This is a genomic window from Methylacidimicrobium sp. B4, assembly GCF_017310545.1.
In the GTDB taxonomy this organism is placed as follows: Bacteria; Verrucomicrobiota; Verrucomicrobiia; order Methylacidiphilales; family Methylacidiphilaceae; genus Methylacidimicrobium.
Genome location: NZ_CP066203.1, coordinates 137,983 through 161,920, shown reverse-complemented (window position 1 = coordinate 161,920; position 23,938 = coordinate 137,983). Strand labels below are relative to the sequence as shown.

The following is a 23,938-nucleotide window of genomic DNA, read 5'->3' as shown; positions in this document are numbered from 1 at the left end:
CGGGGATGGAAGTAGACGTGCTCTGCGTGGGCCATGCGTGCTATGACCTCGCCTTCTGCGTTTCGCACCATCCCGGTCCCGATGAAAAGCTCTTTTCCGAACGACTCGCCCTCGCTGGCGGCGGCCCCGCCGCGAATGCTGCCGTCGCGATCCGCCGGCTCGGAGGATCGGCTGCCTTCCTCGGCTATCTCGGCAGCGACCCTTTTGGCGAGCGCCACGCTCAGGAGCTGGCGGAAGAGGGCGTCGAGACTTCGCTCCTGGTCCGCGGCCATGCCCCCACCCCCCTCGCGCTCAGCCTGGTGAAGCCGGATGGCTCGCGCACCGTGGTCAACCACAGTTCCGCAACCCCGAAGCTGGAAGCGGCCCTCCCCGATTGGCCCTGGCCTGCGGCGCGGGCCATCCTCTTCGACGGCCACGAGCCGCAGCTTTCCCCGCCCATAGCGGACGAAGCCCGGCGCCGTGGCGTCCCGACCGTCCTGGACGCTGGCTCCTTCCACGAGGGAACCCGGACGCTCGCCGAGGTTGTCGACTACCTGGTCGCTTCGGAACGCTTCGCCGCACAAGCCACGGGCTCGACCGACCCGGAGGAAGCCTTGAGTCGGCTTGCTGCGCCCCACCCCTGCGTCGTCGTGACACTCGGAGAACGGGGGCTCATCTGGTCCTCGAAGGGGAAGCGGGGCAGGCTTGCCGCCTATCCCGTCCCTTGCGTCGATTCCACCGGAGCGGGCGATGCCTTTCACGGAGCCTTCGCACTCGGCGTGGCACGCCGGATGGATTGGGAGGATCTCCTCCGCTTTGCTTCCGCCGCAGGCGCCCTTGCCTGCACTCGCCTCGGGGCGAGGCAAGGGTTGCCCTCGGCCGACGAGGTTGCCGAGCTCCTCGGGCGAGCGGCCCGGCACCCCCAAGCACTCTCCTCCGGCTACTCCTCCCCGTCGTAGTAGGAGAGCGGGCTCTCGCTAACGATCTTTCGCTCGGGTTTGATGAAAAACTTGCCCGACTGGGCGTAGGAAACCACGTCCGCCTCGGGGTTGTTGGCGATCACGAGCAGCACAAGATCGCCTGGACCCGGATTTTCGATCTGGTGAGCCTCCTGCGGCTTTGCCAGGAACCAGTCCCCCGGCCCGACATCGATCCGCCGCTCGCCCATCCGAACCCACCCGTTGCCTTCTTCGACCCCGTAGAGCTCCCATTGGGCGGCATGAGCATGGAGCGGCCAATCGACTGCGCCCGCCGGAATTCGAACCAGGGTAGCGTCGAAGGGATGTCCTCCGGCCCAGGTCCCGATATCCTTCTTGCCTCCCAGGGCGAAGCTGATCGCTTTTTGAAAGAGATGATAGCGCCCCTTGGGCGATCGGCGCTCCTCCCAAGGAACTTCCGCGAGGTTCACCTTCATGACATCCCCGTTCCCGCCCTCGCCCGCATGCCGGGAATCGCGACGATGAGCCGTGCAAAAAGCGAGCCATCTCCGGACGGTAGCCGTCGGAGAGGACAGAAAGGCGGATCCTCCCTAGGGAAGGCTAGGAAGAGTGATCGCTGCTCCCCTTCTCGCTCGAGCTCCCCTTCTCGCAGGAGCCCTTCTTCTTGCCACACTTGCCTTTGCCCGAGAGCTCCGAGCACTTCTGGCCCGAGCAGGCGGGCGCGGCCCCGGCGGGCAGCGAATAGGAGAGGCCGGCAGCGAACAAGAGACAACAGAGGGCAAGCTTCTTGATGGTCATGCACCTAGCATAGCCCACCCGCTCCCCAAGGCCAGCCGATTTTTCATGAACGGTCCGATCCGGTTGTGCGGGCTTCGAAATATGGCGCCCAGAGCCGGTGCCGCCGGGAGATTCCCGAAAAGCCAGGCCCGCGCGGATACGGCAGCGGCGAGCGCAGGCCACAGAAGGCGTCGTGGCGCGCTCTACTTCAGGATCAGCACCGGACAGGGTGCGAGCTGCACGATCCGGTCCGCGCGGCTGCCGATCATGCGCTCGTAGAAGGCCGAGTGGCCTCGCGCCCCAATGACGAGCAAGGAGGCGCCAAGGTCCGCAGCGAGCTTCACGATGTCGCGCACCGGGTGGCCCGGGATCAGGTGGGTTGCGAGCGGGATTGCCTCTGCCGCAGCCATCGCTTTCGAGCGCTCCACAACATGGTGCAAGCGGCGCGCCTCGGTTCCGGCCGCCTCGCGCACCTCCTCGAGCAGTTCGGGCAGATAGGGAACCTCCTCCACGCAGACCATGTGAAGCTCGGAGTGGTTCTGCCGGGCGAGGGCGAGCGCCGCGGAAAGCGCACGGAAGGCGGGGTCCGATCCGTCATTGGCTACCAGGATCTTCTCGAACATCAGCACCTCCAAAGGCTAATCCGGTTGCTCGCGCGGGGCCGACACCCGCTCTCCCCCCTTCCCGCCGGCCGAAGCCGGTGGGTCCGCCTTCGGCAGCAGATGGCGCGGAAGGAAGAAGGCATTGGCGATCACCGTGGGAATGATGGCGGTCCCGATGATCGCCGCCACCAGGGTTGAATATTGGCTCTTGTCGATAATCCCGTGCGAGAGGCCGAAGAGCGAGGCGATCGTCCCGAAGGTGAGGCCCGAGGACATCAACAGAGTGGTGTACATCGCTTCCTTATGAGTCGATCCGTACGATTTTGCGACCGGGTAGACACTGACGATCTTGGTGAAGGTTTCCGCGAGGAAGAAGAAAAGCACGCCCATTGGCGCGGCAATCACGGCGGGGATCGAGACGAGATAGCCCGCCCGTGTAAAGTAAAATGGCGTCAGGAGCCCGATCGTGACGGTACGCAGGCGCCGGATGAGGGAATGATCTCGTCCAACGCTTCCGGCGAGCGTCATCCCGATCAAATAGGCCGGCAAGACCGCTTCGCTACCGGCCCACGTGGCAAGCGCCCCCATTCCGAGCAGGCAGAGAAGCAAGAACTTCGTTTCGAGCTCGGACGGGCGCTCCCCATATCGCCGGAAGAGCTGCCGGGTGAGCCAGGGCAGCCCGACGAAGACCGCCACCAGGGCAACCGCAAAGATCAGGGTCTTCCCGGTGAAGGGGGCAAACACCAGGCCGAGCGTGACGACCGTACCGAGATCGGTGACGAAGCAAGCGGCCAGGATCGTCTTCCCAAACTCGGTGCGATTGAACCCAAACTCCATCATCACCGTATAGACGACCGCGACCGAAGTCGCCGCGAGGGCGATGCCGGCCAGGATGCTCGGCATGACCTTCCAGCCGAGAAGATAGTGAGCGGCTGCCGCGCAGCCGAGCGAAGGGAGCAGGAAGCTCGCCGCGCCCACCGCCACGGCCTCTTTCCATTTCCGTCGGAATACCTGAGGGTCGAGCTCTGCCCCCGCAAGAAAAGTGAGCAGGATGGCGCCGACTCCGGCGAAGACCTTGACCCACGGCTCGTTCGTCCCGAGCAGATCGGGGCCGATCGTGGCCGCGAAGACCGTAGAGGCGATCATCCCGACGATGATTTCGGAGAGTGCCGTCGAAATGCGGAGCCAATTCGAGGCAAGGCTCGCAACCAGAGCCAGGCCAAACCAGAGAGATGCAAGCGCCCAAACCTGGGTCACGGCCGACCTCGCCCAGCAAGGGAAGGCCGCCTTGGCGCCACTCGCCCTACGCCCGATGTGAAAGAAACCACCCACCCCCGCAAAGCCATGCCTCCTCCTTTCAGATGCTCGTCGGTAGGAGTTATCAGCCGAGGCGGCGGTTTTGGGGAACTCCATCCCCTTGGGATGGACCATAATGGGGAAACGAGTCGATGGCTGTCAATGGGAGAAGCTCCTCCATGGGCGCACAAGCGCCCGGCAGCCGGGCTCATCTTCCTCTCAGGGCCCGGCCGAGGGGTTGCCGGCCGGGGGCGCCGGAGTCGGATTCGGCGCACGGCCGGCCGGGGCGGCCGCAGCGCCGAGCGCCGGTGCCTGGGGAGAAGCGGGGCGGAAGGAAGAATCCTCCCATCCGCCTCCGAGCCCCTTGACGAGCAACGCGGTCAGCACAAAGCGCTTGCCCAAGGTCTGCGCATCGTCCCGCTGGCTGGTGAGCCACTCCTTGTTGGCCTGGACGATCTCAAAGTAGTTGGCCAGCCCCCGCCGATAGCGGTCCATCGTCATATCGACTTGCCGGCTCGAGGCCGCCACCGCGCCGCCGAAGCGTCGCTGCTGCTCCGCCAGGATCCGGATCCCGGAGAGATAGTCCTCGACCTCCTGGAAGGCGGCGAGGACCTCCTTCCGGTACTCCTGGACCGTCACCCAGTAGCTCGCCTTGGCCGCATTCAAGCCGGCGATGAGGCGTCCCCCCTCGAAGATCGGCACGTCGAGCAGCGGGCCTGCGGCCCAGTATGCATTGTGCAGGGTCAGCAAGGTGTTGAAGAAGAGGCTCTGGAAGCCGCCGAATCCGGCGAGATAGAAGGAAGGGTAAAACGCGGCGCGGGCGACCCCGACCTGCTCGTTGGCGGCCGCCATGAGCCGCTCGGCCCGCGCGACATCCGGCCTCCTCTCCAGCAGCTCCGAGGGGACTCCTGCGGGCACCGCCGGCGGCTCGCCCGCGAGGGGACGCGGGCGGAGATGGAAGGTCGACGCCGACCTGCCGGTGAGCGCGGCCAAGCCGTTCTCGACCTTGGCCCGGCTCCACCGGATCCCCTCCCGTTCGCCCTGGACCTGCTCGAGCTGGCTTCGGGCCCGCTGCACGTCGAGCTGCTGGCCGATGCCGAGCCTGGTCCGTTCCTGCGTGAGATGGAGATCGGTCTCGAAGACCGCGATGATGTGGTCGAGGATCGAAAGCTCCAGGTCGATCTGCCGCAAGAGGTAGTAGTTTTGGGCGACTTCCGAGGTCAGCGAGAGTCGGATCGCCTCGAAGGCCGCCTGGACCGCCTTCGCCTGCTCCTTGGCGGCCCGGAGCTGGGGAAGCTGGCGCCAGAGCGAAAACTCGTAGCTCGTATCGCCCACCGCGGCCCAGGGATCGAGCTGACGGGGGAAGGGCGGGACCGGCCACTGGCCTTGCGCCGCATTGGAGACCGACTTGAGCCACGGGGTGAAATCGAGCGTCGGGTAGAACATCGCCTTCACTCCCAGGACCTCGGCGCGCGCCTGCATCATCCGGGCAAAGGCTTCCGCCAGCGTCGGGTTGGCGGCCAGCGCTGCCGCCTCGAGCTGGTCGAGCTCCGCATCCCGGTAGATCCTCCACCAGTCCCCCTTCCCGAGCAGGTTTTCCCTGGGCTCGGCCACCTTCCACGTGGGCCCAGGCGGAGCATGCACGGGCTTGGCCGGCGGAGCCCACTTGTAGTGCTGCGCGGTCGGCACTTGGGGCCGCTCGAAGGTGGGGGTGAGGCAGCCGGAGAGCAAGGGCAGCAAGACCGCCAGAAGCCAGCGGAGGGACCAGAGCTTTGCCGCTATGGCGAGGGCTCGACTACGAGGACCGGACAGGGCGAATGGCGGATCACCTGCTCCGAGACCGAACCGAGGATCCAATAGGCCGCACGGGCAAGCCTCCGCCGCCCGATCACCAGCAAATCGTATTGCCCGTGGCGCGCCGCTTCGAGAAGCCGCCGAGCCGCGTCGCCGGTCTGGATCCGCTCGGTGAACGGCACCTTCTTCTCCCGGGCGCGGGCCGCGCACCGCTCCAGCGGAGCCCGAAGGAGCTCCCGCTCCTCCGGGGAGGCGGGATCCCAATCGGTCATCGGCGAGGGAAGGATCGCCAACACCTCCAGGGACGCGCCGAAGCGCCCAGCGATCTCGAGGGCCAGCTCGAAGGCCGCTTCCGCCCCCTTCGAGCCATCGAAACCGACGAGGATCTTCTGAAACCCCGGCATCCGCTCCCCTCCTCTTCCATCCTAGAGGAAACCGAAGCCTCCACAAGCCCGAATCCAGTCGTTCTCCCTCCGCGCTTCTCACGGCGAACCCCTCCTTCCGGCCGAGGGCGGGCTCCGCAGAGCCTCCGGAGCGTCTCCGCTCCGGTTCCGGTTTTCCTCAACGATCTTCCGGATCCTCCCTTGAATCGCGGCGAGCTCCCGAAGATAGATCCGCGAGCGATAGTCGGCCTCCCAGGCCTTCACGGGGATCTGGGTGATCGGCGACCGGATCGACCGGTCTTCGCTGGTGAGACGGACATAGGTCACCATGGAGAGACCGAGAACCAGTGGATGGCGCTCGAGCTCCTTCGGATCGAGCCGAATGCGGACAGGAACGCGCTCGACGATATGGACATAGTTGCCGGTCGCGTTGTCGGGCGGGAGCAGGGAAAAGACGCTGCCCGATCCCGGCTCGAGCCCCTCGACGACTCCATGATACCGCACGCCCCACCCGTAGAGATCGGACTTGAGCACGACCGGCTGGCCGGGACGCATCCGCCCGAGCTCCCTTTCCCGGAAGTTGGCGACCACCCAGAAGTAGTCGAGCGGCACGACGGTCATGAGCAGCTTTTCGGGAGTGATCTGGTCGCCCGGCTGGACGGTCCGCCGCGCCACGTATCCGGCGACCGGAGAGGGAATATTGCGGCGGTACCAGTCGAGCCAGGCGTCACGGACAGCCTGCGCCGCCTGGAGGACGATCGGGTTAGTCTCCACGGTCGTCCCCTGGACGAGCGCCTCGCTCCCGCGCAGCTCCGCTTCGAGCGCCGCGATCGTCTGCTCCGACTCCCGCACCTTCCACTGCGCGTCGACCGACTGCTGCTCGGCGATCACACCGGAGGCGGTTCCGCCCCGGTAGAGACCCAAGTCGTAGCGGTTGCGACCCAGCGCCGCCTTCTCCTCCTCGATCCGGTGCCGCAACCGGCTGACCTGGCTAAAGAGGTTCTCGACCCGGCGCACCGCAGCCGCGAGGTCGGCCTCCGCCTTGCGCAGGGCCACCCAGGCCTTGAGGCCGTCGAGCCGGACCAGCGTCTGCCCTTTTTCCACCCGTTCCGTGCTCTCGACGCAGACCTCGACCACCGTGCCGGAAACCTGGGACTTCACGGGGGCCACGTTCCCGGTCACGTAGGCGTCGTTGGTCACGACCCAGCCCCGGAGGAAAACCACCCAGAAGAGCAGGGCGAAGAGAATCAGCCCAAAGGCGAAACGTCGGCCCACTCCTCTCCAGGAGGGCGCTCCCCCTTCCGCCCTGCTCCCGCCCCCGAGCGAACGGACCAGGCGCCCCCAGATTTTCCGCCCCAGCCGCAGCGCCCGCGGAGCCCGGGCGCGCAGATCCCGGGGCTCCGAGGAACCATCTCTGTAATCCGCTTCGGGCTCAGGAACCCGCCCTTCCCACTCCTCGTTTCTCACGGGCCTTCCCTCCCACCCCTCGGGCGCTCATCCGGACCGAGACCAGCTCCCTGGGCAGAGGGAGGGCTCGGGCAGAGGAGAGCCAGGACCGCCAGAATGAAGAACCCCCAAGCGGCGACCCGGAAGAGATCCTCGAACGCGAGGACCTGAGCGTGCGCCAAGGCTTCCCGGTCGAGAAGCCGCAGGCCGAGATCCCACCCGATCCCCTCGTCCCGCAGGCGAACGCGCAGTTGGTCGAGGAGCGGATGCGAGGAGGGCATCCACTCGACCAGCCGCCTCTTGTGAAAGGCGGCTTGGCGGTAGAGGATCGTTCCCAGGAGCAGGCTCGCCCACCCCTGGGCCGCGACGCGGAAGCTCCCCGCGAGCTCGATCGCCATCGCCTGGTTTTTGGGAGAAAGGCCGCGACAGAGAAAATTCGTCGCCGGCGCCAGGAAAAGCCCCAGGCCGATCCCCTCGATCAGTTGCGGCCCCACGAATTCGAGCCAGAGGTTCCGTTTGCGGTGGATCTCATAGTAGCTCGTCCAGAGCGCAAACCCCGCAAAGAGCAAGAGGCTTCCGAAGAGCAGCAGCCGATTCCGGCCCCAGGCAACGACGCGGGCGCTCAGGAGCGAGAACGGGAGGGCCCCCACCGCAAGAGAGAGCATGACCAGGCCGCCGAGCCATGCGCTATACCCCCACACCGATTGGAGGCGCACCAGAAGCAGGCTCCAGAGCCCGTAAAAGAGCAGGAAGCCTCCGCAGAGGCAGATCATGCCCACGGCGAACGCCGGCCGCAGGAAGAGGGTGATGCGCACCAGCGGCTCCCGGACATGGAGCTCCCAGCCGAGAAACGCAAGCAAGCTCAAGAATGCGAGCCCCATCAGGCCATCCAGGAGGGATGAGTTGTACCAGTCGTAGTCGTCGCCCATGTCGATGGCGGTCTGAAATGCGAAGAGCGCGATCGCCAGCAGGCCGAAGCCGACCCAGTCGAACGGGCTTCCCAAGCGATCGGGCGGCCGGGGAGCCAGCAGCTTCCGGGCCCCTAAGGGGCAGAGCAGGAGGACCAGTCCGTCGAGCAGGAACCAGAGACGCCAGCCGACCCCTTCCCTCCCCCAACCCTCCTCGAGCCAGCCACCGAGGAGCGGGCCGAGCACAAAGGGGACGATGGCAACTACGGCCCAGAGCACCGGGGCGAGAGGCCGAAGGCTGGGTCGGTACTCTTCCAGGAGGAGCACCTGAGCGAGAAGGATCAGCACTCCTCCTCCCGCCCCGAGCACGATCCTGGCCAGCAGGAAGAGGACGAAGCCGGGTGCTGCAGCGCAGAGAAAGGCCCCCATCGCCGCGGCCCAGCCCGCCCAGAGGAAGAGCCGGAGGGTGCCAATCCGCTGCGCCAACGGATTTGCCAGCAGCATCCCGAGCGCCTGGGCCGCGAAGAACTCCCCGTTCATCCAGGCCCCATGGCTCTGGTGCTGGCCCAGCTCGGCCACGCAATAGGGAATGATCCCGGTGAAGGCCCCGGTGTTGAGCAGGGAAAAGAGGCTGGCACCGACGAGCACGAGGTGAAGCCGGCCGAATCGCCCGGGCGGATTCCCGAACGGGGAGCCATCGGCGGGGCTCACGGGAAGCCTCCGCGGCTCCCCCGCCCCACCTGTTGGAGCGACCGCCCCTCTACCGACCGCGCATCGTTTCCCGCCATGCTCCCGTTCCCTCTCCAAAAAGGCTATCGCCTTCTGGAACCAAACGTAGGAGCTATCAGCTCGGGTCTGCGAGCGGTCTTATCTGGGCGAGCCCCATCGCCCGGCGGAACGCACATAGCGATACTCCTGGGGCGATGTCAAGGCTTTCCCAAAAGTTTATCGAAATGGCGTGGAAATCCGCTGCGAGCGCAGGGTTACGGCAGAGCAGCCTCCCCATTCCCGCAGCGGAGGAGGAGCGGTTTCCCGAGGGCAAAAAGCCGACGCCTTCCCCGATCCGCCGACTCCGGGCCTGGAACTACCTGAAGCTCCCCGCCTCCAAGCGCAGGCCGTCCTGCAGTTCTCCAAGCTTCCGTCTGCGATGCGAACTTTGCGGGAAATGCGCAGGCTAGAGGGAGTCGAGCACCCGCTGCAGCCGCGCCTTGGCATCCGCAGCCAGAGGCTTGACTTCCGGCTGAGGCAACATCATCGACATGACTTCGGGATCCATCAACTCGACATGGACCTTGCCCGCGCTATCTTGCCGGACGACCGCATTGCATGGCATGAGCAGCCCCACGGTCGGCTCCATCTCGAGCACTTGGTGCGCCAGGGCGGGATTACAGGCTCCCAGAATCCGGTAGGGCGGCATCTCCTTTCCGAGGCGTTTCTTCAACGTGGCGGCCACATCGATGTCGCTCAGGATTCCGAAGCCCTCCCGGCTCAGCGCCTCCACGACCTTGGGCACCGTCTCTTCAAACGTGCTAGACACTTCCTTGCCGAAGCCATAACTGTTCTTCATCCCATCGCTCCTTGTGTTGGTCCACGCCGATCCCCACTTCACCAGAGGGGCCATCGGCCCCGCGACCCGCTTGTTATGACAGTATCCTCCCCGCTTTCGGAAGCAAGCGCAAGACCGATCCTGGCGAGCCTCGTGCGCATTCCCCTTCCTGTTGGCAAGACTTCCGATTGGCTTTTGCGGCGCAATCGCCTCTTCCCCCGTCGGAAGCTGGCTTCAACCAGAGCGTGCAGCGTCCTGGCTGGCAGTGAGGGACGCCATCCAGCACGTTCGCCATGCTCGAACCGGGATTTGAGCATTCCAGGTCCGACAGGTCCGATCTCTCCGCTTTCCCGCTCAATTCGCAAAGAGATACGGACGGGAATCGATGCTTCGCCGGGCGAATCGAGCACCCTCCGCTTCTTGGCAAAAGAGGCGATCGGTGAGCTCCTCGCCGTCCGGAGCGGGGATGGAGGGAAGCTTCACGACCGCCGGCTTCGCTAGCGCGTGAAGGAAGCGACGGTCGCCTTCCGAAGGCCACCAGGATCGCTGCGCCGATCTCCGGCGTCGCCGCATTCTTGTGCCGAGTGATCACACGACCTCTGGCAGGTCATGTCACAATTCTGTAACAGCTCGTACACACAATCGCCACACAAATGACGCATAGTTGTCGCACAAGCGTAATATACCTGCCATCTAGTTGGCACATGATTGTCACCTAATTGTAACATAGTTTTTTGTTGGCCGCATCCACTTCGCTAGCTATCGTCGCGGCCACTTTAGTCATTTCCACGATGAGGCTCGGGGTTGATAGGACCGTGTAGAGATCTATGCAGAGGAGAGAAGCATGTCATATCTTAGCCGTTGCTTACTGATTCGGCCGGTCGGTTTTCGACATCGGCTTTCTTCCCTCATTTCTCGCCTTCTGCTATTTAGCGTACTGGTCAGCCTGCCGCAGATCGGGGTTTGCGCATCCGAAATCCCACCAGTGGCCGACCCCCTGGCGGACGGGGCTTCCGGATCGAGCGCCTTGGCCGGAGGACCCTCGTCCTGGGATGCAGCCTCGTCCGAAGAGCCCGCCTCCGGGCCCTCGTCCGTATACGGCTCTCGCGCTTCCGGATCCGATCTTGCCGATGTCCAACCCCTCCTCGCCTCCAACTCGCCTAGGGCGAGCGCCAACGCCGGGGATGACCCCGCAGCAACGATCCCAAGCAGCAAGGACGGGGCCATCCAGATGCCGACGACCAACGTGATGGCCGATCCCGACAACCCCCTCCTCTCTCCTCCTACCGACCTGGTTCCGGGAGCCACTCAGGCTCCGACCCAGGAGGAGATCTTCCGCTCAGGGACGACGACCCGGGTGATCGACAAGAACATGGCCGCCGCCGCCGGGCCGGTCGCGGGCGCGGCTCAGGTGCTCCAGTTCTCTCCGGGTGTCAACGTCAATGGCTACGGAAACACGGGTGCCACCAAGTACACCGTCTCGATCAACGGCATCGGGAACGGCTGGGGCGGCTTCGGGGGGTACACGGGTGGGGCCTCGATCATGATGACCCTCGACGGGGTGCCGATGAACAACGTCTCCACGGGCCTCTGGCAGTCGCCGTCGGTCCCGATCATGGCGATGATCTCGAGCACCGCGGTCACCTACGGCCCGGGAACGGCGGCCGGCCGCTGGTATGACAACGTCGGCGGACAGGTCGAATTCACGCCGATCCAGCCGACCGAGCATGCGGGGGCCGATATCAACATGACCTACGGAAGCTTCAACCAGAAGCTCCTCACCGCCGACTACCGGACCGGAGACATCCATGGCTGGTCGACGGTGATCTCGGGCGGGGTGGGCGACGGAAACAACTTCCGGATGTCGCCCGATGGATTCCGCAGCCCCAGCTACCAGTATGCCGTCTACGGAAAGACCATCAAGAACTTCGACCACGGCGACATCAGCTTCGGAGCCTGGTATGCCGACGCGGGCGGCTACCGACCCACCATTCTCCCGGTTAACGCCAACCCCTACGTGACGCTCAACGGACAGAGTGCCACGGGCGTGCCGATCCCCGGCACCCCCTACAGCCAGGCGACCAGCGGCTACTACAGCAACCTCGGTTACGATACCTGGCGCAAAAACGACAGCCAGTCGACGCAGATCGCGTATGCCAAGCAGAACATCTATCTCGACGACGACAAGAAGACCACGCTCCACAACATGTTATTCTATAATGCCTCTCAGCGTATTCATAGTCGTTATTACAACTTCTTTGAGAATGTCAACAATGCCTACGAATACAATAATCCGTCCGAAGGGGACTTTGGCGACCAGATCGGATTGACCAAGATCCTTCCCTACAACACGGTCGATGTCGGCGGCTACTACATCTCGTCCACCTACAACAGCCGCAACGCGTTCTACAATCCGAACTACTTCCTGCCCGGGACGTCGATTCCAGGCGGAGAGCTCACTCCGAACAGCAAATACCGGAACGACTACTGGGATCAGACCGATATCGCGGTCTATCTCCAGGACACGATTGAGCCGATCAAGGCGCTCCAGATCGTCCCGAGCATCCGCTACGACGTCTTCCACACCGCCTACTCGATGAACGCCCAGGAGCAGTTCCCCTTGGCGTATCAATTCAACCCGGGACAAAATCAGGGCAAGTTGCCAAACGCCACGCGGAACCTTGGCGGCATCGAGCCCTCCATCCTGCTCAACCTGGAGGTCACCCGCTGGCTCGCCCTTTACGGCAGCTACTCAGAAACCTACGAAACCGATACCGTCGGAGGCGGAGGGGGACTCTTTCAGGCGATTCCGGCCTCCTATTACGGCCTTTCGCTCGCCCAGTATGGCATCGCAGGAGCGAAGACCCACTTCGAAAAGCTGCCCGGGCTCAACAACCTCCTTTTCGGCGCCAACTACTTCTGGCTACGCTTCGCCGAGCAGGCGATCAACACGGTCAACTTCGTCGGCAATTCGATCACCGGCCTGGGCACCTCCATCTACCAGGGGGCAGACTTCTTCCTGGACGATAACCCGATCGACACCTTTCACCTCTTTGTGAACGGTGCCGTAGAAAACGCGGTCTATGAAAGCTACGTTGTCAGCCCCGGGACCCCGCAGCAGGTTTCCTATGACGGCCGCCACGTCCCCTACGTGCCGAGCGTCATGCTCTCGGGCGGAATCTACCAGACCCAGCAGGTCGGCAAGGTCGCGATCCGCACAAGCCTCTGGTTCATCTTCAACGGGGAGCAGTATGTCTTCAATAACAACACAGGGGCGCCCAGCAACCAGACGATGCCCCAATACTACACCCTCAACGCCTCGATCAACGCGGCCGTTCCGATGCGCCTCTTCGAGCGGGAACGGGTGCTCAACTTCAACCTCACCCTCCTGAACATCACCGACCTCCGCTACAACGGCTACGAATATATCACCAGCGGCGGCTATTACGGGACGGCGGGCAACCCCAACGTCCCCACCGCCTATCAAGCGGGCTACCTGCTCGGCTATCCCGGAGCTCCCTTCACGATCTATGGAAGCATCGGGGCAAGCTTCTAAAGCAGCCGAAATTCCTAGCAAGGAGCGAAATAGACCCGTGATCTCCCCAAAGCTCGGTGTGCGCTTCTTCTCCCGCGGCCTTCTCGCCCTGGGCATGGCCCTTCCGCTTCTCCACGGCATGGCCGCCGGGGCCGCCCTGCCGCCTCCCTCCAAGGCACCGATCGATCACATCCTCCTCATCTTTCAGGAAAACCATAGCTTCGACAACCTCCTGGGAGGGTTTCCCGGTGCTGATGGCATCACCCAGGCTGGGGAGGCGGCGGTCCAGCTCGATCGGTCGGGGGTCCCCTACAAGCAGCTCCCTCCGGTCCGCGACGACAAGGAGAAGCATCCCGACCCGCGATTCCCGCAGAACCTTCCCAACCGCCCCTTCCCGCTCCTCTCCTACGTTTCGCTGCGCGAGCTCACCCCGGACCCGACCCATTCGTTCTATCCCTGCCAGCTCCAGATCGCGGGAGGAGCAAGCAACCAGTATGTCGCCTGGGGAGCCACCGGAGCGCTTCCCATGGGCTATTATGAGACCCGCCGGCTCCCCCTCTTTCCCCTCGCCCGGGAGTACACGGTGCTCGACCATTTCTTCCAGAGCGCCTTCGGCTCCTCCTTTCTCAATCACATCTGGCTGGTCTCCTGCCAGACGCCCCGCTGGCCCGGCAACCCTCCCAGTGAATGGGTCGCCGATCCGGTCTTGGACGGATCGGGCCGCCTGGTGGAGCTACACAAGGACGGCAAGCTGACACCCGATGGCTATATCGTGGGGTCGGTCCAAGGAGCCCAAGCGCCTCATAGCGTCAAGACCCCCCAGGACCATCTTCTCCCACCCCTCACCGCACCGACCATCGGAGAGAGGCTCACCGAAGCCGGTGTCTCCTGGGCCTGGTATTCGGGGGGGTGGCGGGACGCGGTCGCAGGACACCCCGCACCCTCCTTTCGCTTCCACCATCAGCCTTTCGCCTATTTCGCCCGATACAGCCCGGAGAGCCCGGAGGGGAAGCTTCATCTCAAGGACGAAGCCGATCTGCTCGGTGATTTAAAAAAGGGCACCCTTCCCTCGGTCTGCTTCGTAAAGCCCCTGGGGAAAGAGAACGAGCACCCGGGGTATTCCAATGTGGAAGAGGGAGAGCGCCACGTGCTTTCACTCATTCGGGCGATCCAGGACTCCCGCTACTGGTCCCGGTGCGTGATTCTCCTGACCTACGACGAATATGGCGGCTTCTGGGACCATGTCGCCCCACCGGCGGGAGACCGGTGGGGTCCGGGGCCCCGGGTACCGGCGATCCTGATCTCCCCCTACGCACGGAAAGGGGCGGTCGACCACCAGACCTACGAAACGCTCTCGTTCCTTCGCCTGCTCGAATGGCGCTTCCAGCTCAAGCCGCTCTCCGATCGGGACGCGGCGGCGGCCAACCTGGCCGAAGCGCTCGACTGGACGAAGAGGTAGCCCGACGCGCTCCGCAGCGGCAACCGGACGGATCGAGTTTTCCGCCCGTTCCTCCCCGGGAACGCCTTTAGTGCGTCTGCTTCTTGCGGTGCATCAGCTTCCAGATCATCGGGGTAAAGATCAACTGCATCGCCAAGGGCATCTTCCCCCCGGGGCAGGCGATCGTGTTCGGTCGGGACATGAACGAGCCGTGGAGCATCGAAAGGAGATAGGAGAAGTCGATCTCCTTCGGATTCCGGAAGCGGATCACCAGAATGCTCTCATCGGGAGAAGGGATATCCCGCGCAATGAACGGGTTCGAGGTATCCACCGTCGGCACCCGCTGGAAGTTGACATGGGTGTGAGAGAACTGCGGGCAGATGTAGTGGACGTAATCTGGCATGCGCCGAAGGATCGTATGGACGATCGCTTCCTGAGAGTAGCCCCTCTCCTTCTTGTCCCGGTGAATTTTCTGGATCCATTCGAGGTTGATGATCGGCACGACGCCAATCAGGAGGTCGGCATACCGCGCCACGTCGACCTTGTCGGTGACGACGGCGCCATGAAGCCCCTCGTAAAAGAGGAGATCCGTCCCTTCCGGAATCTCCTCCCACGGCGTAAAGGTGCCCGGCTCGAGGTGGTAGGGGGCGGCTTCCTCCTCGTTGTGCAGGTACCTGCGCACCTTGCCGCTGCCGGTCTCCCCGTAGCTCTGAAAGAGCTTTTCCAGCTCTTCGAAGAGGTTGGCCTCCGGTCCGAAATGGCTGAAATGGCGGTTGCCCTTCTTCTCCATCTCCTCCATCCGGGCCTTCATCTCGACACGGTTGTAGCGATGAAAGGCGTCCCCCTCGACCACCCAGGCGTTGATCCCTTCCCGGCGGAAGATGTGCTGAAAGGCGGTCTTGACGGTCGTGGTGCCGGCCCCCGACGAACCCGTGACGGCGACGACAGGATGCTTTGCGGACATGCGATGAATCCTCGGTTAGCTGTGAAAGATCGACCGATTGGCAAAGAGCGGGGACTTGAACGAGAGCTCCTCGCCCTGGTCGTAGGCATGGTGGTAGCTCACGAGGCGTTCCACTTCGCTGCGCGATCCCAGAATCACCGGGATCCGCTGGTGGAGCGCGGTCGGCTTGACCTCGAGGATCCTCTCCCGCCCCGTCCACGAAGCCCCTCCGGCCTGCTCGACGATCAGGCTCATCGGATTGGCCTCGTACAAGAGCCGCAGCCGGCCCCCCTTGCTTGGATCCTTGGTGTCGCGGGGATACATGAAGAGCCCGCCACGAATCAGGATCCGGTAGACCTCGGCCACCATGGAAGCGATCCAGCGCATGTTAAAATCCACGCCGCGCGGTCCGCTCTTGCCTTGCTTGCACTCCTCCACGTAATGGCGGACCGGAGCTTCCCAGAAGCGCTCGTTGGAGGCATTGATCGCAAACTCCCGCGTCTCCTCCGGAATCCGCATGTCGGGATGCGTCAGGATGAAGGTTCCAACCTCTCGATCGAGCGTAAATCCATGAACACCCCGTCCCAGGGTCAGGACCAGCATGACGCTCGGACCGTAGAGAGTGAAGCCCGCCGCAACCTGGGAGATCCCCGGTTGCAGGAAATGCTCGGGCTTGAGCTCCTGGGCTCCTTCCGGAGCGCGCAAGACTGAGAAGATCGAGCCGACGGTCACATTCAAATCGAGATTGGACGAGCCGTCCAAAGGGTCGTAGACCAGCAGATAGCGTCCGTTGCGGCCCCTTTGGATCGGGTAAGGGTTCTCCATCTCCTCGGAGACCACGCCCAGGAGCTGCTCGGTCGAGTCGCAGGTCTGGAGGACCATCTCGTTGGCGATCACGTCGAGGGGCTTCTGCTCCTCGCCCTGGATATTGACCTTCGTGCTGGCCTTCTCCTCAACCAGCCTGCCGCGCGAGACCGCCGAGGCAATATATTTGCAGGCGACCTCCACATCCTTGATCAACCCCGCGAGCTCCGGATCGAAGCTCGGTGTTCTTCGCCGCTCGTCGATTAAGAACGTACTCAATGTGGCCCGATGATAGGGCATCGCTTCTCCTTCCTTCCGTGCCGCCCCCGATGGGCGGCAATCGTTTCCATCGTAAATCGCATTCTCCCCACAGACGCAAGCTTTACTACCTTCACTTTCCGAGAAAACGCTCTGCGCTGAGTAAGCAGGCTTTTGCTTCTCTGGACAAGCGCCTTTCTCGCCCGGGGGCGAGACGCTCTCGAGACCCCACTCCAACCCCTGGCGGCGCGTCCGGATGGCTTGCTTCTCCCCCCCCGCTCGGATTACGACTAGCGGCATCATGAACTTCGGGCAATGGCTTTCGCTTCCGCTCGGTGCGGCGGCCTCCTTGATGAGGGCGACGTTCGGGACTCGCCAGCTCGCCTGGCTTCTTCTTGCCCTTCCCCTCCTCCTGACCGGCTGCGGATACAACCAGGTTCAGTCGGAGGACGAGAAGGTCAAGGCGGCTTGGGCGGAAGTCGTCAACCAGTACAAGCGGAGGGCTGACCTCGTTCCCAACCTGGTTTCGGTCGTCGAGGGATACGCCGTCCACGAAAAGGAGGTGCTCACTCGGGTCACCGAGGCTCGTTCCCGCGTGGGCTCGCTTGCGGTAACGCCGGAGCTCTTGCAAAACGAGGAGGCGATGCAGCACTTTGCCGCCGCGCAAGGCGAGCTCGGCTCGGCTTTGGGCCGCCTCCTGGCGGTGGCCGAAAACTATCCGCAGCTGAAGGCCGATACCCTCTTCCGCGACCTGCAGGCCCAGCTCGAAGGCACCGAGAACCGGATTGCCGTGGCGCGCCGCCGCTACATCCAGGCGGTCCAAGCCTATAACACGCTGATCCGCACCTTTCCCACGAGCCTGACCGCTCTGCTCTTCCACTATCCCGTCAAGCCGACCTTCTCGGTCGAAAACGAAGCGCAGATCTCCGAACCCCCTCCCATCCATTTCCCGGGGCCCTCTCCGGGCGCTTCCTCTCCGTGATGAGAGCGTTTCCCTTCGGGTCGATTCGCTGGCCGCTGTTTGCCCTTCTCTGGTTGGGCGGCAGCCTGCTGTGGGCCCAGGTGGAAACCGAGGAGCCCGAAGCGGCGGCGATTCCCCCGTTCCAGAGCTACGTCGTCGACCAGGCCCGCCTCCTCTCCGGCCGGGAGCGAGCCTCCCTCGACCGGAAGCTGCGCCTTTTCGCTCAGCAGAAGGGGAGCCAGGTGGCCGTGCTTATCGTCCCGACGACCCGGCCCGAATCGGCCGAGAGCTACGGCATCCGGGTCGTGGAACAGTGGAAGCTCGGCCGCAAGGGAATCGACGATGGGGTTCTCCTCCTGATCGTGACCGAGGAGCGGGTGGTCCGCCTGGAAGTCGGCTATGGATTGGAAGGAGTGATCCCCGATGCGGCAGCCAAACGGATCATCGAGGACCGGATCCTGCCCTTCTTCAAGAAAGGCCTCTTCTTTTCCGGGATCTCGGTCGGGCTTGACGCCGTCCTCGCCAAGATCTCAGGAGAGCCCCTTCCGCCGCTCAAGGCGATTCCCAAGGCAGCACCCAAATCGGCCGAGGGCGCCGATCGCGGCCCCATTCTCGGCGGGCTCTTTGTGCTCGTGATGGTCGTCAGCAGCCTCTTCGGCCCCTTCCTCGGTGCTGCACTTGCGGGCGGCCTCGGGCTCCTGACGGGATGGGCGCTCCTGGGAGGGTTCTGGATCGGACTCCTCGTCGGACTGCTCGCCGCCGGAGCTGCGCTCTTCCTTGCCGGATTCCTTTCCGGCCGCGGCGGCCCGGTCGCCTGGCGCGAGGGTCGGAATTTCTCGGGCTGGGGTGGTTGGGGAGGATTCGGCGGTGATTCGGGCGGCTTCCGTGGAGGCCAGGGCGGGCAATTCGGAGGCGGTGGCGCCTCCGGGAGGTGGTAGATGAACGGATCCGAAGCCGCCCGCCGTTTCTTCCGCCACTGGCGCGCGGGCTCACGCTTTGCCGCCCGGCCTTTCCCCCCGGGGACGCTTGAGCGCATCGAGGCGGCCATCGCCCAAGCGGAACGGCGCTATGATGGCGAGATCTGCTTCGTGATCGAGCATGCGCTCGATTGGCGCCGGCTTCTCCGTGGGATGACCGCCCGCGAGCGGGCCTGCGAGCTCTTCGCGCAGCTCGGCGTCTGGGACACGGAACGGAACAATGGGGTTCTCCTCTACGTCCTGGTGCCTGACCGGAGCATTGAGATCGTAGCCGATCGGGCGATCCACCAGGCCGTCGGAGAGGCAGAGTGGAAGACGATCTGCTCCCGCATGCAAGCGGAGTTCGGGAAGGGCCGCTTCCTCGAAGGAAGCCTCGAGGCCATTCAGCTGGTAGGGAACCACCTGAGCCGCCACTTTCCCGCCCGAGAAGGAAAGAGGAGCGAGCTTCCGGATTCGCCAACCGTCCTCGACCGGGGCAATCCCGTTTCTGAGGGTGAAGGGGGAAGCTGACGCGGGATCTCCGGCACCGCCTCGCTCACTTGTGAGCGATCACGAAGAGCAAGGCCGTGTCGAGAACCATCCAGGCGAACGAGAGCATGAGGAGGATCTCCACGGCGATGAAGAAGTTGGTGGAGATGAAATCCTGCGCCGAGCTGTAGCACTGCTCGATCCGGTCGAGCTTCGCATTGACCGCCTTCGAAAGATCGCCGATGTCGAAGACCTGCTCCACATAGCGGTGGATCGTCCGCAGATGCCAATCCGAGTCGATCCGCAGGACATTGCCGAACACCTGATAGATCGACTCGACGATCGCCAGCTTGTCGCGAACGAAGTCCATCGCCTCGCTCGAGAAGCGCTCATACCAGCGGGGCATCACCCAGAACTTGTGCCAAGGGGGGAGATGGGCGACCAGCGCCCGGGCGCGCCCGATCTCCCGGTCGAGGAGGGAGTTGTATGATCGGAGGTTCCAGTAGAGCGCATAGGCGAGCCGGATCATATCGAGGATCGTTCCCGCCTCCAGGGAAGAGACAACGGCTCCAAACCGCTTGATGAGGATGAGCTCGTTCTCGTAGTAGCCGAAGTTGACCAGCTTCTCCTGGTCGAGAACGAACGAGGAGAGGATGTCATAGCTCGGCTCCCCCGAAACCATCCCGTACAAGGTCTTGAGGTTCTCCCGGAGAAAGGCTTCCGCATCGCCGACCACTCCCGGCTCCAGGGAGAGGACCGGGAACACCTGGATCTCGTCCAGGCGGAACTCATACTGGTAGGTGGCAAACTGCTTCGCCTCCGCGAGCACCTCGCCCACGGTCGTTCGCGCCCAATCGGCGATCGGAGCCGCCCCGAGCCGGAGCAGGTCGATCCGGGAAGCCAGGCTCGCGTAGAAATTCAAGTCACCCTGGACAAAGAAGGAGAGCTGGAGGATGCCCACCCCGAAGTTGTAGATCCGGGCCACCGCATCGCCTTCGGCCAGAGGCGTCCCCCGAAAGGAGACGGGCTCGGTCCGCGGCCGGGCGAACTGCTTCATGAGACCCTTGGTCTCCGGCTCCCGGAAGTCGAGCTCGAGCCCCATGTCGAAGGGGATCAGAAGAAACACCTGCGCTTTCATTGGCCTGCTCCTCCCCATCTTAACACTCCGCCCGGCTTCTTCCAGCTTCTCGCTCCCTTCCGCTCCCTTCTTCCCTGGAGAAACCTCTTCTTGCCGGGAGACCCGCTGCTGTCCTTTACTGGAGCCATGCACTCGGATCTGCCGCCTTTCCCCCCCTTCGACCTCTCGCGCCTCCTTCGGACCGTCTTTGCCCCACGCCGGGGGGAGCGGATCGCCCTTCTCATCGACCTTCCGGACCCTCGCAGGGTTCGGGGCTACGCCTTCCGGAACGACCCGAGCGCTTCGGTGCAACGGCTCGCCTACGAGGTCTTTTTCGAAGGGCTCCAGAGGGGCGTCCGGGACGAGCTCGGGCTGGTCGGAGGGGACCTCTTCGCCTATGGGGAGACTGGCGGAAGCAACCTGGATCTCCCCTCCGAAGCCTTCGATCCCTTCGGGAATCGGCTCCTCTTCGACCGAGACCTCTATCCCCGCTTCGACCTCTTCCTCTGCTTCTCCCGCTTCTCGGCAACCGCCCCGCTCACCGCCAAGGCGAAGGCATTCGGCTTCCGCGGGGCGACCCTGCACGGGCTCAACCGGACGATTGTGGCCAGCGGCCTTTCGGTCGACTACGAGGAGGTGAGCCGACAGGCGGAGATCCTCCGTTCCGGTCTCTCGGGCGCCGATCGGATCCGCATCGACTTCCGGATCGAGGGCGCTCCCCTCTCGCTAGCCCTGGAAACCCGCGGGGTCGAGGCACAGAAGAGCCACGGGCTCTGCCGTGGGGAGAAGCCCGATATCGTCAACCTGCCGGCGGGGGAGGTCTACTTTGTCCCTACCGGCGCCGAAGGTGCGTTCCCCCATCGCTGGGAGGATGGGACCACGGCGATCGTCCAAGTCAGTGGCGGACGAGCCCGGGAGGCGCAACTCCTCCGCGGCGATCCCATCCGGGTCGACCTCTACAACCGTCGCCTAGCCGAGGACCCCGCTACGGGAGAGGTGGGGGAGCTCGGCTTCGGCACCCAGGAGCTTCCGCCCGCGGGACCCGACATCCAGGACGAGAAGATCCTCGGCACCTTTCACATCGCAACCGGACGCTCCGACCACCTCGGGGGCCCGTTGGGACCCTCGGGCTTCCGCCATCCCCGGAATGCGACCCACGACGACATCCTCTTCGCTCCCTTCAGGACTCCAGACATTGAAGTTCCCCAGGTGCGGATGGAACGAGACGGAGAGACCCAGATCCTCCTCGAGGAGTACCGGCTGGGCCCCTACTTCCGCGAGCTGCTGGGCCGCACGGGATGAGCGTGGCCTTCTACGAGACGGGGCCGGCCCTGGCCCAGTACCTGGTCCTCCACTACGGCCCGCCGGGCTGGCAGTTGCCAAGCGAGGCCTTCCAGGTGCTGGCCGACTTCCCCGTCCGTTGCGTCCGGGAAGGCTTCCGGTGGGAAGAACTTCCCCCCGATCCCCATGCGCTGGAGCTCGGCTGCTCCGTCGGGCGGTCCTGCTTCGAGCTCTCCCGGCGCTGCCGCCGCGTCGTCGGGCTCGACCGCTCCGAAGCCTTCATCCAAGCCGCCCGCCTCCTGCAAACGGACGGCTTCCTCCGCTCTGCGGTTCCCCTCGAAGGCGACCGGACCGAAGAATGGCTCTTCTCCCGTCCGCCCGGGGTCCGCCCGGAGCGCATCGCCTTTGAGGTCGGCGACGCCCTTTCGGCCCCTTGTGGCGATCCCGTCGATCTCCTCCTGGCCGCCAACCTCCTCGATCGGGTTCCCGATCCCGCGGCCCTCCTCCGACGGTGCTCTTCCCTCGTCCGTCCCGGCGGACAATTCCTCCTCACCTCTCCCTTCACCTGGCTCCCGGAATACACGCCGCGCCCGCATTGGCTCCTTCCGGGCTCCGAACGGGTCGCCGCTCTTCTCGAACCCTATTTTACCCTCTTGCGCCGATGGGATCTGCCGCTCGTCCTCCGCGAGCATCCCCGAAAGTTCCAGTGGTGCCTCCCCGAGGCCACCCTCTGGCGCAAGAAGGCATAGGCCGCCGGGATTGTTCGATCTTCCTCTTCTTCCCTTCCCCTGCCGCAAAGGAAGCCGACCGAAAGCTCTGGAGCGGCGCGTGCCGCGCCGGATGCTTCCGCTTAAGGAACCCTGGGCACCACGCCCCGGAGGAGCTGCTGCCCCTTTCGCTCGATCTGCATCGGCAAGCTCTTCCTGAGAGCCCAATCGATCCTGGGCGTCAGATCCTCCTGGATGTGGTCGGTGGTCCCCGACAGCCGCACCGTCGTCCAGAAATAGCCCCCCGCGCCCAGTTGAAAGAGCCCGGCATTGACCTGGGGAATCAGTCGAGCCAGATCGGAGCGGAGCCCTACGTTCAACGCACCAGACACCCGCTTCCCCTCAACCTCGGCCCAGCCGTTCATTGTCATCGTATCCCCTGATTGAATGTCGATGTCGGAAATGCGCATCCAATCGCCCTTCCCCTCGACATGGCACTGCGCGCGGTTCAAGGGCAAATCCCGCAGCGTCCGCACCCGCAAGACGGCGTCGAGCGCCAAGAGAAAGGGAATGTCGTGAAGGGAACCCGGATCGAGGAAGAGATCCCCTTTCACCTCATACGCCTCTCCGTCTTTGGCCAGGACCTTGCCAAAGCCGCGAATCTCCCCACCCACCCGCTGCTTCCACGGGCTGGGAAGAACGATCTGGGTGGGCAGAGCCCGGACCTGCCAGGATAGATCGGTCGGCTCCGAAGGGGAGAGCCCCACCTTTCCCGTCCCCGCGACCAGCGCGGCGGGCGCATTCTTGGGGTGCAACTCCGCCGCTTCCAGGCGAAGCGTCTTTCCCTCCAGAAGTCCGTGCGCTTCCGAAAGTGCCAGGTCCGGAAGCCCCGACACCCGAACGCGCCCGCCCCGGGCCCGGAGGCCCCAGCCTTCCTCGCTCTCCTCTCCACGGAGATCAATCCCCTCCACGATTCCGCCGCCCCCGAGCTCCACCGACCATCCAACGCTGAGCAGGGAAATCCGAAACCGGCGGGGCAGCGGGCTCCGTCCCTCCCCTCCACCCGGAATCGGCAAGCTGGCCGTCGTCGCCGCACCCTGGCTCGAGGCCTTCTGCACCATCACCTTGAGCCTCACGATCGAAACTCGGCGCACTTCCAAGGAAAGGTGCAGCAGAGAAAAGGGGTCGATCCCGATCCCGATGCTCTTGGCCTCGATCGAGGCGAAGCGGGAACCCGGCCCGCCCTTTCCTTCGTACCCCTTGGTCGTGAGCCCGAAGCCGGAGAAGGAAAAAGGCTCGAAGGTTCCCTGGCAGCCGGTCGCCCTCTCCATGAGCTTGGCCGCATAATCGGCGAATCCCCTGCCCCGTACGAACCGGTTTGCCCAGAAAACACCCGCCCCCGCCCCAGCCAGGAGAGCGGCAAGGAGAACCAGGCCCGTGATCCGGAGCCATCGCAACCAGCGCTCTTGGGAGATGCCCATACGGCTCCGTCGGATTGCCTTCCGTTGGGAAGCATAGCCAACCCGCCGCTTCGGCCCGATGCTTTTTTGCTCCTTCTTTACAAAAAACGTGGCCGTTCTTGCCAAGACCGAAAAAATCCCTTCTCTTCTTGCGCGGAGGTCCGTGCCAGCGGCCCCCTCCACCGGCACCCGTAGCTCAGGGGATAGAGCAGCGGATTTCTAATCCGTTGGTCGCAGGTTCGAATCCTGCCGGGTGCGATCACCGGCTGCCCCGGCCGCGACTTTCCTTCCCCACCCGAGTGCGGGGAGCTCATGCTCCA

21 protein-coding genes, 1 tRNA gene and 2 riboswitches are annotated in these 23,938 nt (G+C 64.3%); of the genes, 9 read left to right on the top strand and 13 right to left on the bottom strand.

The annotated features are described in order from the left end of the window. Positions 1–5 precede the first annotated feature (5 nt). Entirely contained in the window at positions 6–938 is a 933-nt protein-coding gene (locus MacB4_RS00690) for a carbohydrate kinase family protein (protein ID WP_206863985.1), read from the top strand. On the opposite strand, the gene MacB4_RS00685 is transcribed toward MacB4_RS00690, so the two are convergent. The 9 genes from MacB4_RS00685 to MacB4_RS00645 all read right to left on the bottom strand — a co-directional run bounded on the left by MacB4_RS00685 (position 920) and on the right by MacB4_RS00645 (position 9,690). After that, complete coding sequence (locus MacB4_RS00685) at positions 920–1,393, bottom strand: cupin domain-containing protein (protein WP_206863984.1); 474 nt, start codon at positions 1,391–1,393, stop codon at positions 920–922. The genes MacB4_RS00690 and MacB4_RS00685 overlap by 19 nt on opposite strands. 124 nt (positions 1,394–1,517) lie before the next feature. Further along, positions 1,518–1,715 carry a hypothetical protein gene (locus MacB4_RS00680; protein WP_206863983.1) on the bottom strand — a complete coding sequence of 66 codons (198 nt, stop codon included), beginning with the start codon at positions 1,713–1,715 and terminating at the stop codon, positions 1,518–1,520. Positions 1,716–1,897: 182 nt separating this feature from the next. Further along, entirely contained in the window at positions 1,898–2,317 is a 420-nt protein-coding gene (locus MacB4_RS00675; protein ID WP_242529364.1) for a universal stress protein, read from the bottom strand. A gap of 15 nt (positions 2,318–2,332) precedes the next feature. After that, positions 2,333–3,553, bottom strand: coding sequence for a cation:proton antiporter (locus MacB4_RS00670; protein ID WP_206863981.1), 1,221 nt, complete (start codon positions 3,551–3,553; stop codon positions 2,333–2,335). A gap of 108 nt (positions 3,554–3,661) precedes the next feature. Next, a riboswitch (Fluoride riboswitch) is annotated at positions 3,662–3,722 on the bottom strand. Between the two features lie 89 nt (positions 3,723–3,811). Continuing rightward, the gene (locus MacB4_RS00665) at positions 3,812–5,332 is read right to left on the bottom strand and encodes an efflux transporter outer membrane subunit (RefSeq protein WP_206863980.1); all 1,521 of its coding nucleotides are present in this window, start codon (positions 5,330–5,332) and stop codon (positions 3,812–3,814) included. Between the two features lie 38 nt (positions 5,333–5,370). Continuing rightward, on the bottom strand, positions 5,371–5,790 hold the full coding sequence (locus MacB4_RS00660; protein ID WP_206863979.1) for a universal stress protein: 420 nt from the start codon (positions 5,788–5,790) through the stop codon (positions 5,371–5,373). Between the two features lie 78 nt (positions 5,791–5,868). Beyond that, the gene (locus MacB4_RS00655; protein WP_242529263.1) at positions 5,869–7,236 is read right to left on the bottom strand and encodes an HlyD family efflux transporter periplasmic adaptor subunit; all 1,368 of its coding nucleotides are present in this window, start codon (positions 7,234–7,236) and stop codon (positions 5,869–5,871) included. Beyond that, positions 7,233–8,834: an MFS transporter gene (locus MacB4_RS00650; protein ID WP_206863978.1), complete on the bottom strand. Its 1,602-nt coding sequence runs from the start codon at positions 8,832–8,834 to the stop codon at positions 7,233–7,235. The genes MacB4_RS00655 and MacB4_RS00650 overlap by 4 nt, the downstream gene beginning before the upstream one ends. Before the next feature lie 117 nt (positions 8,835–8,951). After that, positions 8,952–9,022, bottom strand: a riboswitch (Fluoride riboswitch). Positions 9,023–9,297: 275 nt separating this feature from the next. Further along, on the bottom strand, positions 9,298–9,690 hold the full coding sequence (locus MacB4_RS00645) for a DUF302 domain-containing protein (RefSeq protein WP_206863977.1): 393 nt from the start codon (positions 9,688–9,690) through the stop codon (positions 9,298–9,300). A 1,210-nt stretch (positions 9,691–10,900) separates the two neighbouring features. On the opposite strand from MacB4_RS00645, the gene MacB4_RS00640 reads away from it, so the two are divergent. Together MacB4_RS00640 and acpA are read left to right on the top strand one after the other, a co-directional pair. Then, positions 10,901–13,225 carry a TonB-dependent receptor domain-containing protein gene (locus MacB4_RS00640; protein ID WP_206863976.1) on the top strand — a complete coding sequence of 775 codons (2,325 nt, stop codon included), beginning with the start codon at positions 10,901–10,903 and terminating at the stop codon, positions 13,223–13,225. A 37-nt stretch (positions 13,226–13,262) separates the two neighbouring features. Next, the gene (acpA, locus tag MacB4_RS00635; protein ID WP_242529262.1) at positions 13,263–14,663 is read left to right on the top strand and encodes an acid phosphatase; all 1,401 of its coding nucleotides are present in this window, start codon (positions 13,263–13,265) and stop codon (positions 14,661–14,663) included. A gap of 67 nt (positions 14,664–14,730) precedes the next feature. On the opposite strand, the gene MacB4_RS00630 is transcribed toward acpA, so the two are convergent. Together MacB4_RS00630 and MacB4_RS00625 are read right to left on the bottom strand one after the other, a co-directional pair. Then, positions 14,731–15,606, bottom strand: a complete 876-nt coding sequence (locus tag MacB4_RS00630; RefSeq protein ID WP_206863975.1) for a phosphoribulokinase — start codon at positions 15,604–15,606, stop codon at positions 14,731–14,733. A 15-nt stretch (positions 15,607–15,621) separates the two neighbouring features. After that, complete coding sequence (locus MacB4_RS00625) at positions 15,622–16,689, bottom strand: class 1 fructose-bisphosphatase (RefSeq protein WP_206863974.1); 1,068 nt, start codon at positions 16,687–16,689, stop codon at positions 15,622–15,624. A gap of 310 nt (positions 16,690–16,999) precedes the next feature. Between MacB4_RS00625 and MacB4_RS00620 the strand changes: the two genes are divergently transcribed. From MacB4_RS00620 to MacB4_RS00610, 3 genes are read left to right on the top strand one after another with little or no spacing between them, the layout of a single operon-like run. Continuing rightward, the gene (locus MacB4_RS00620; protein ID WP_206864883.1) at positions 17,000–17,629 is read left to right on the top strand and encodes a LemA family protein; all 630 of its coding nucleotides are present in this window, start codon (positions 17,000–17,002) and stop codon (positions 17,627–17,629) included. Next, on the top strand, positions 17,629–18,546 hold the full coding sequence (locus tag MacB4_RS00615) for a YgcG family protein (RefSeq protein ID WP_206863973.1): 918 nt from the start codon (positions 17,629–17,631) through the stop codon (positions 18,544–18,546). Before MacB4_RS00620 ends, MacB4_RS00615 begins: the two co-directional genes overlap by 1 nt. Continuing rightward, positions 18,547–19,095, top strand: coding sequence for a TPM domain-containing protein (locus MacB4_RS00610; protein ID WP_206863972.1), 549 nt, complete (start codon positions 18,547–18,549; stop codon positions 19,093–19,095). Positions 19,096–19,120: 25 nt separating this feature from the next. Here the strand turns inward: MacB4_RS00610 and MacB4_RS00605 are convergent, their stop codons facing one another. Next, entirely contained in the window at positions 19,121–20,191 is a 1,071-nt protein-coding gene (locus tag MacB4_RS00605) for a hypothetical protein (RefSeq protein ID WP_242529261.1), read from the bottom strand. Between the two features lie 126 nt (positions 20,192–20,317). Here MacB4_RS00605 and MacB4_RS00600 point away from each other — a divergent pair, with 126 nt between their 5' ends. Next, complete coding sequence (locus MacB4_RS00600) at positions 20,318–21,472, top strand: hypothetical protein (protein WP_206863971.1); 1,155 nt, start codon at positions 20,318–20,320, stop codon at positions 21,470–21,472. Continuing rightward, a complete protein-coding gene (locus MacB4_RS00595) occupies positions 21,469–22,200 on the top strand; it encodes a methyltransferase domain-containing protein (protein WP_206863970.1) in 732 nt (243 codons plus the stop codon). Before MacB4_RS00600 ends, MacB4_RS00595 begins: the two co-directional genes overlap by 4 nt. A gap of 101 nt (positions 22,201–22,301) precedes the next feature. Here the strand turns inward: MacB4_RS00595 and MacB4_RS00590 are convergent, their stop codons facing one another. Continuing rightward, a complete protein-coding gene (locus MacB4_RS00590; RefSeq protein ID WP_206863969.1) occupies positions 22,302–23,639 on the bottom strand; it encodes a hypothetical protein in 1,338 nt (445 codons plus the stop codon). A gap of 164 nt (positions 23,640–23,803) precedes the next feature. On the opposite strand from MacB4_RS00590, the gene MacB4_RS00585 reads away from it, so the two are divergent. After that, a tRNA-Arg gene (locus tag MacB4_RS00585) sits at positions 23,804–23,876 on the top strand. Positions 23,877–23,938 lie beyond the last annotated feature (62 nt).

Coding starts and splice junctions, on each gene's coding strand:
- MacB4_RS00615 (WP_206863973.1), top strand. CDS start 17,629: ATGAGAGCGTTTCCCTTCGGGTCGATTCGCTGGCCGCTGTTTGCCCTT.
- MacB4_RS00625 (WP_206863974.1), bottom strand. CDS start 16,689: ATGCCCTATCATCGGGCCACATTGAGTACGTTCTTAATCGACGAGCGG.
- MacB4_RS00690 (WP_206863985.1), top strand. CDS start 6: ATGGAAGTAGACGTGCTCTGCGTGGGCCATGCGTGCTATGACCTCGCC.
- MacB4_RS00620 (WP_206864883.1), top strand. CDS start 17,000: ATGAGGGCGACGTTCGGGACTCGCCAGCTCGCCTGGCTTCTTCTTGCC.
- MacB4_RS00630 (WP_206863975.1), bottom strand. CDS start 15,606: ATGTCCGCAAAGCATCCTGTCGTCGCCGTCACGGGTTCGTCGGGGGCC.
- MacB4_RS00685 (WP_206863984.1), bottom strand. CDS start 1,393: ATGAAGGTGAACCTCGCGGAAGTTCCTTGGGAGGAGCGCCGATCGCCC.
- MacB4_RS00610 (WP_206863972.1), top strand. CDS start 18,547: ATGAACGGATCCGAAGCCGCCCGCCGTTTCTTCCGCCACTGGCGCGCG.
- MacB4_RS00600 (WP_206863971.1), top strand. CDS start 20,318: ATGCACTCGGATCTGCCGCCTTTCCCCCCCTTCGACCTCTCGCGCCTC.
- MacB4_RS00645 (WP_206863977.1), bottom strand. CDS start 9,690: ATGAAGAACAGTTATGGCTTCGGCAAGGAAGTGTCTAGCACGTTTGAA.
- MacB4_RS00590 (WP_206863969.1), bottom strand. CDS start 23,639: ATGGGCATCTCCCAAGAGCGCTGGTTGCGATGGCTCCGGATCACGGGC.
- MacB4_RS00680 (WP_206863983.1), bottom strand. CDS start 1,715: ATGACCATCAAGAAGCTTGCCCTCTGTTGTCTCTTGTTCGCTGCCGGC.
- MacB4_RS00605 (WP_242529261.1), bottom strand. CDS start 20,191: ATGAAAGCGCAGGTGTTTCTTCTGATCCCCTTCGACATGGGGCTCGAG.
- MacB4_RS00595 (WP_206863970.1), top strand. CDS start 21,469: ATGAGCGTGGCCTTCTACGAGACGGGGCCGGCCCTGGCCCAGTACCTG.
- MacB4_RS00640 (WP_206863976.1), top strand. CDS start 10,901: ATGCCGACGACCAACGTGATGGCCGATCCCGACAACCCCCTCCTCTCT.
- MacB4_RS00660 (WP_206863979.1), bottom strand. CDS start 5,790: ATGCCGGGGTTTCAGAAGATCCTCGTCGGTTTCGATGGCTCGAAGGGG.
- MacB4_RS00675 (WP_242529364.1), bottom strand. CDS start 2,317: ATGTTCGAGAAGATCCTGGTAGCCAATGACGGATCGGACCCCGCCTTC.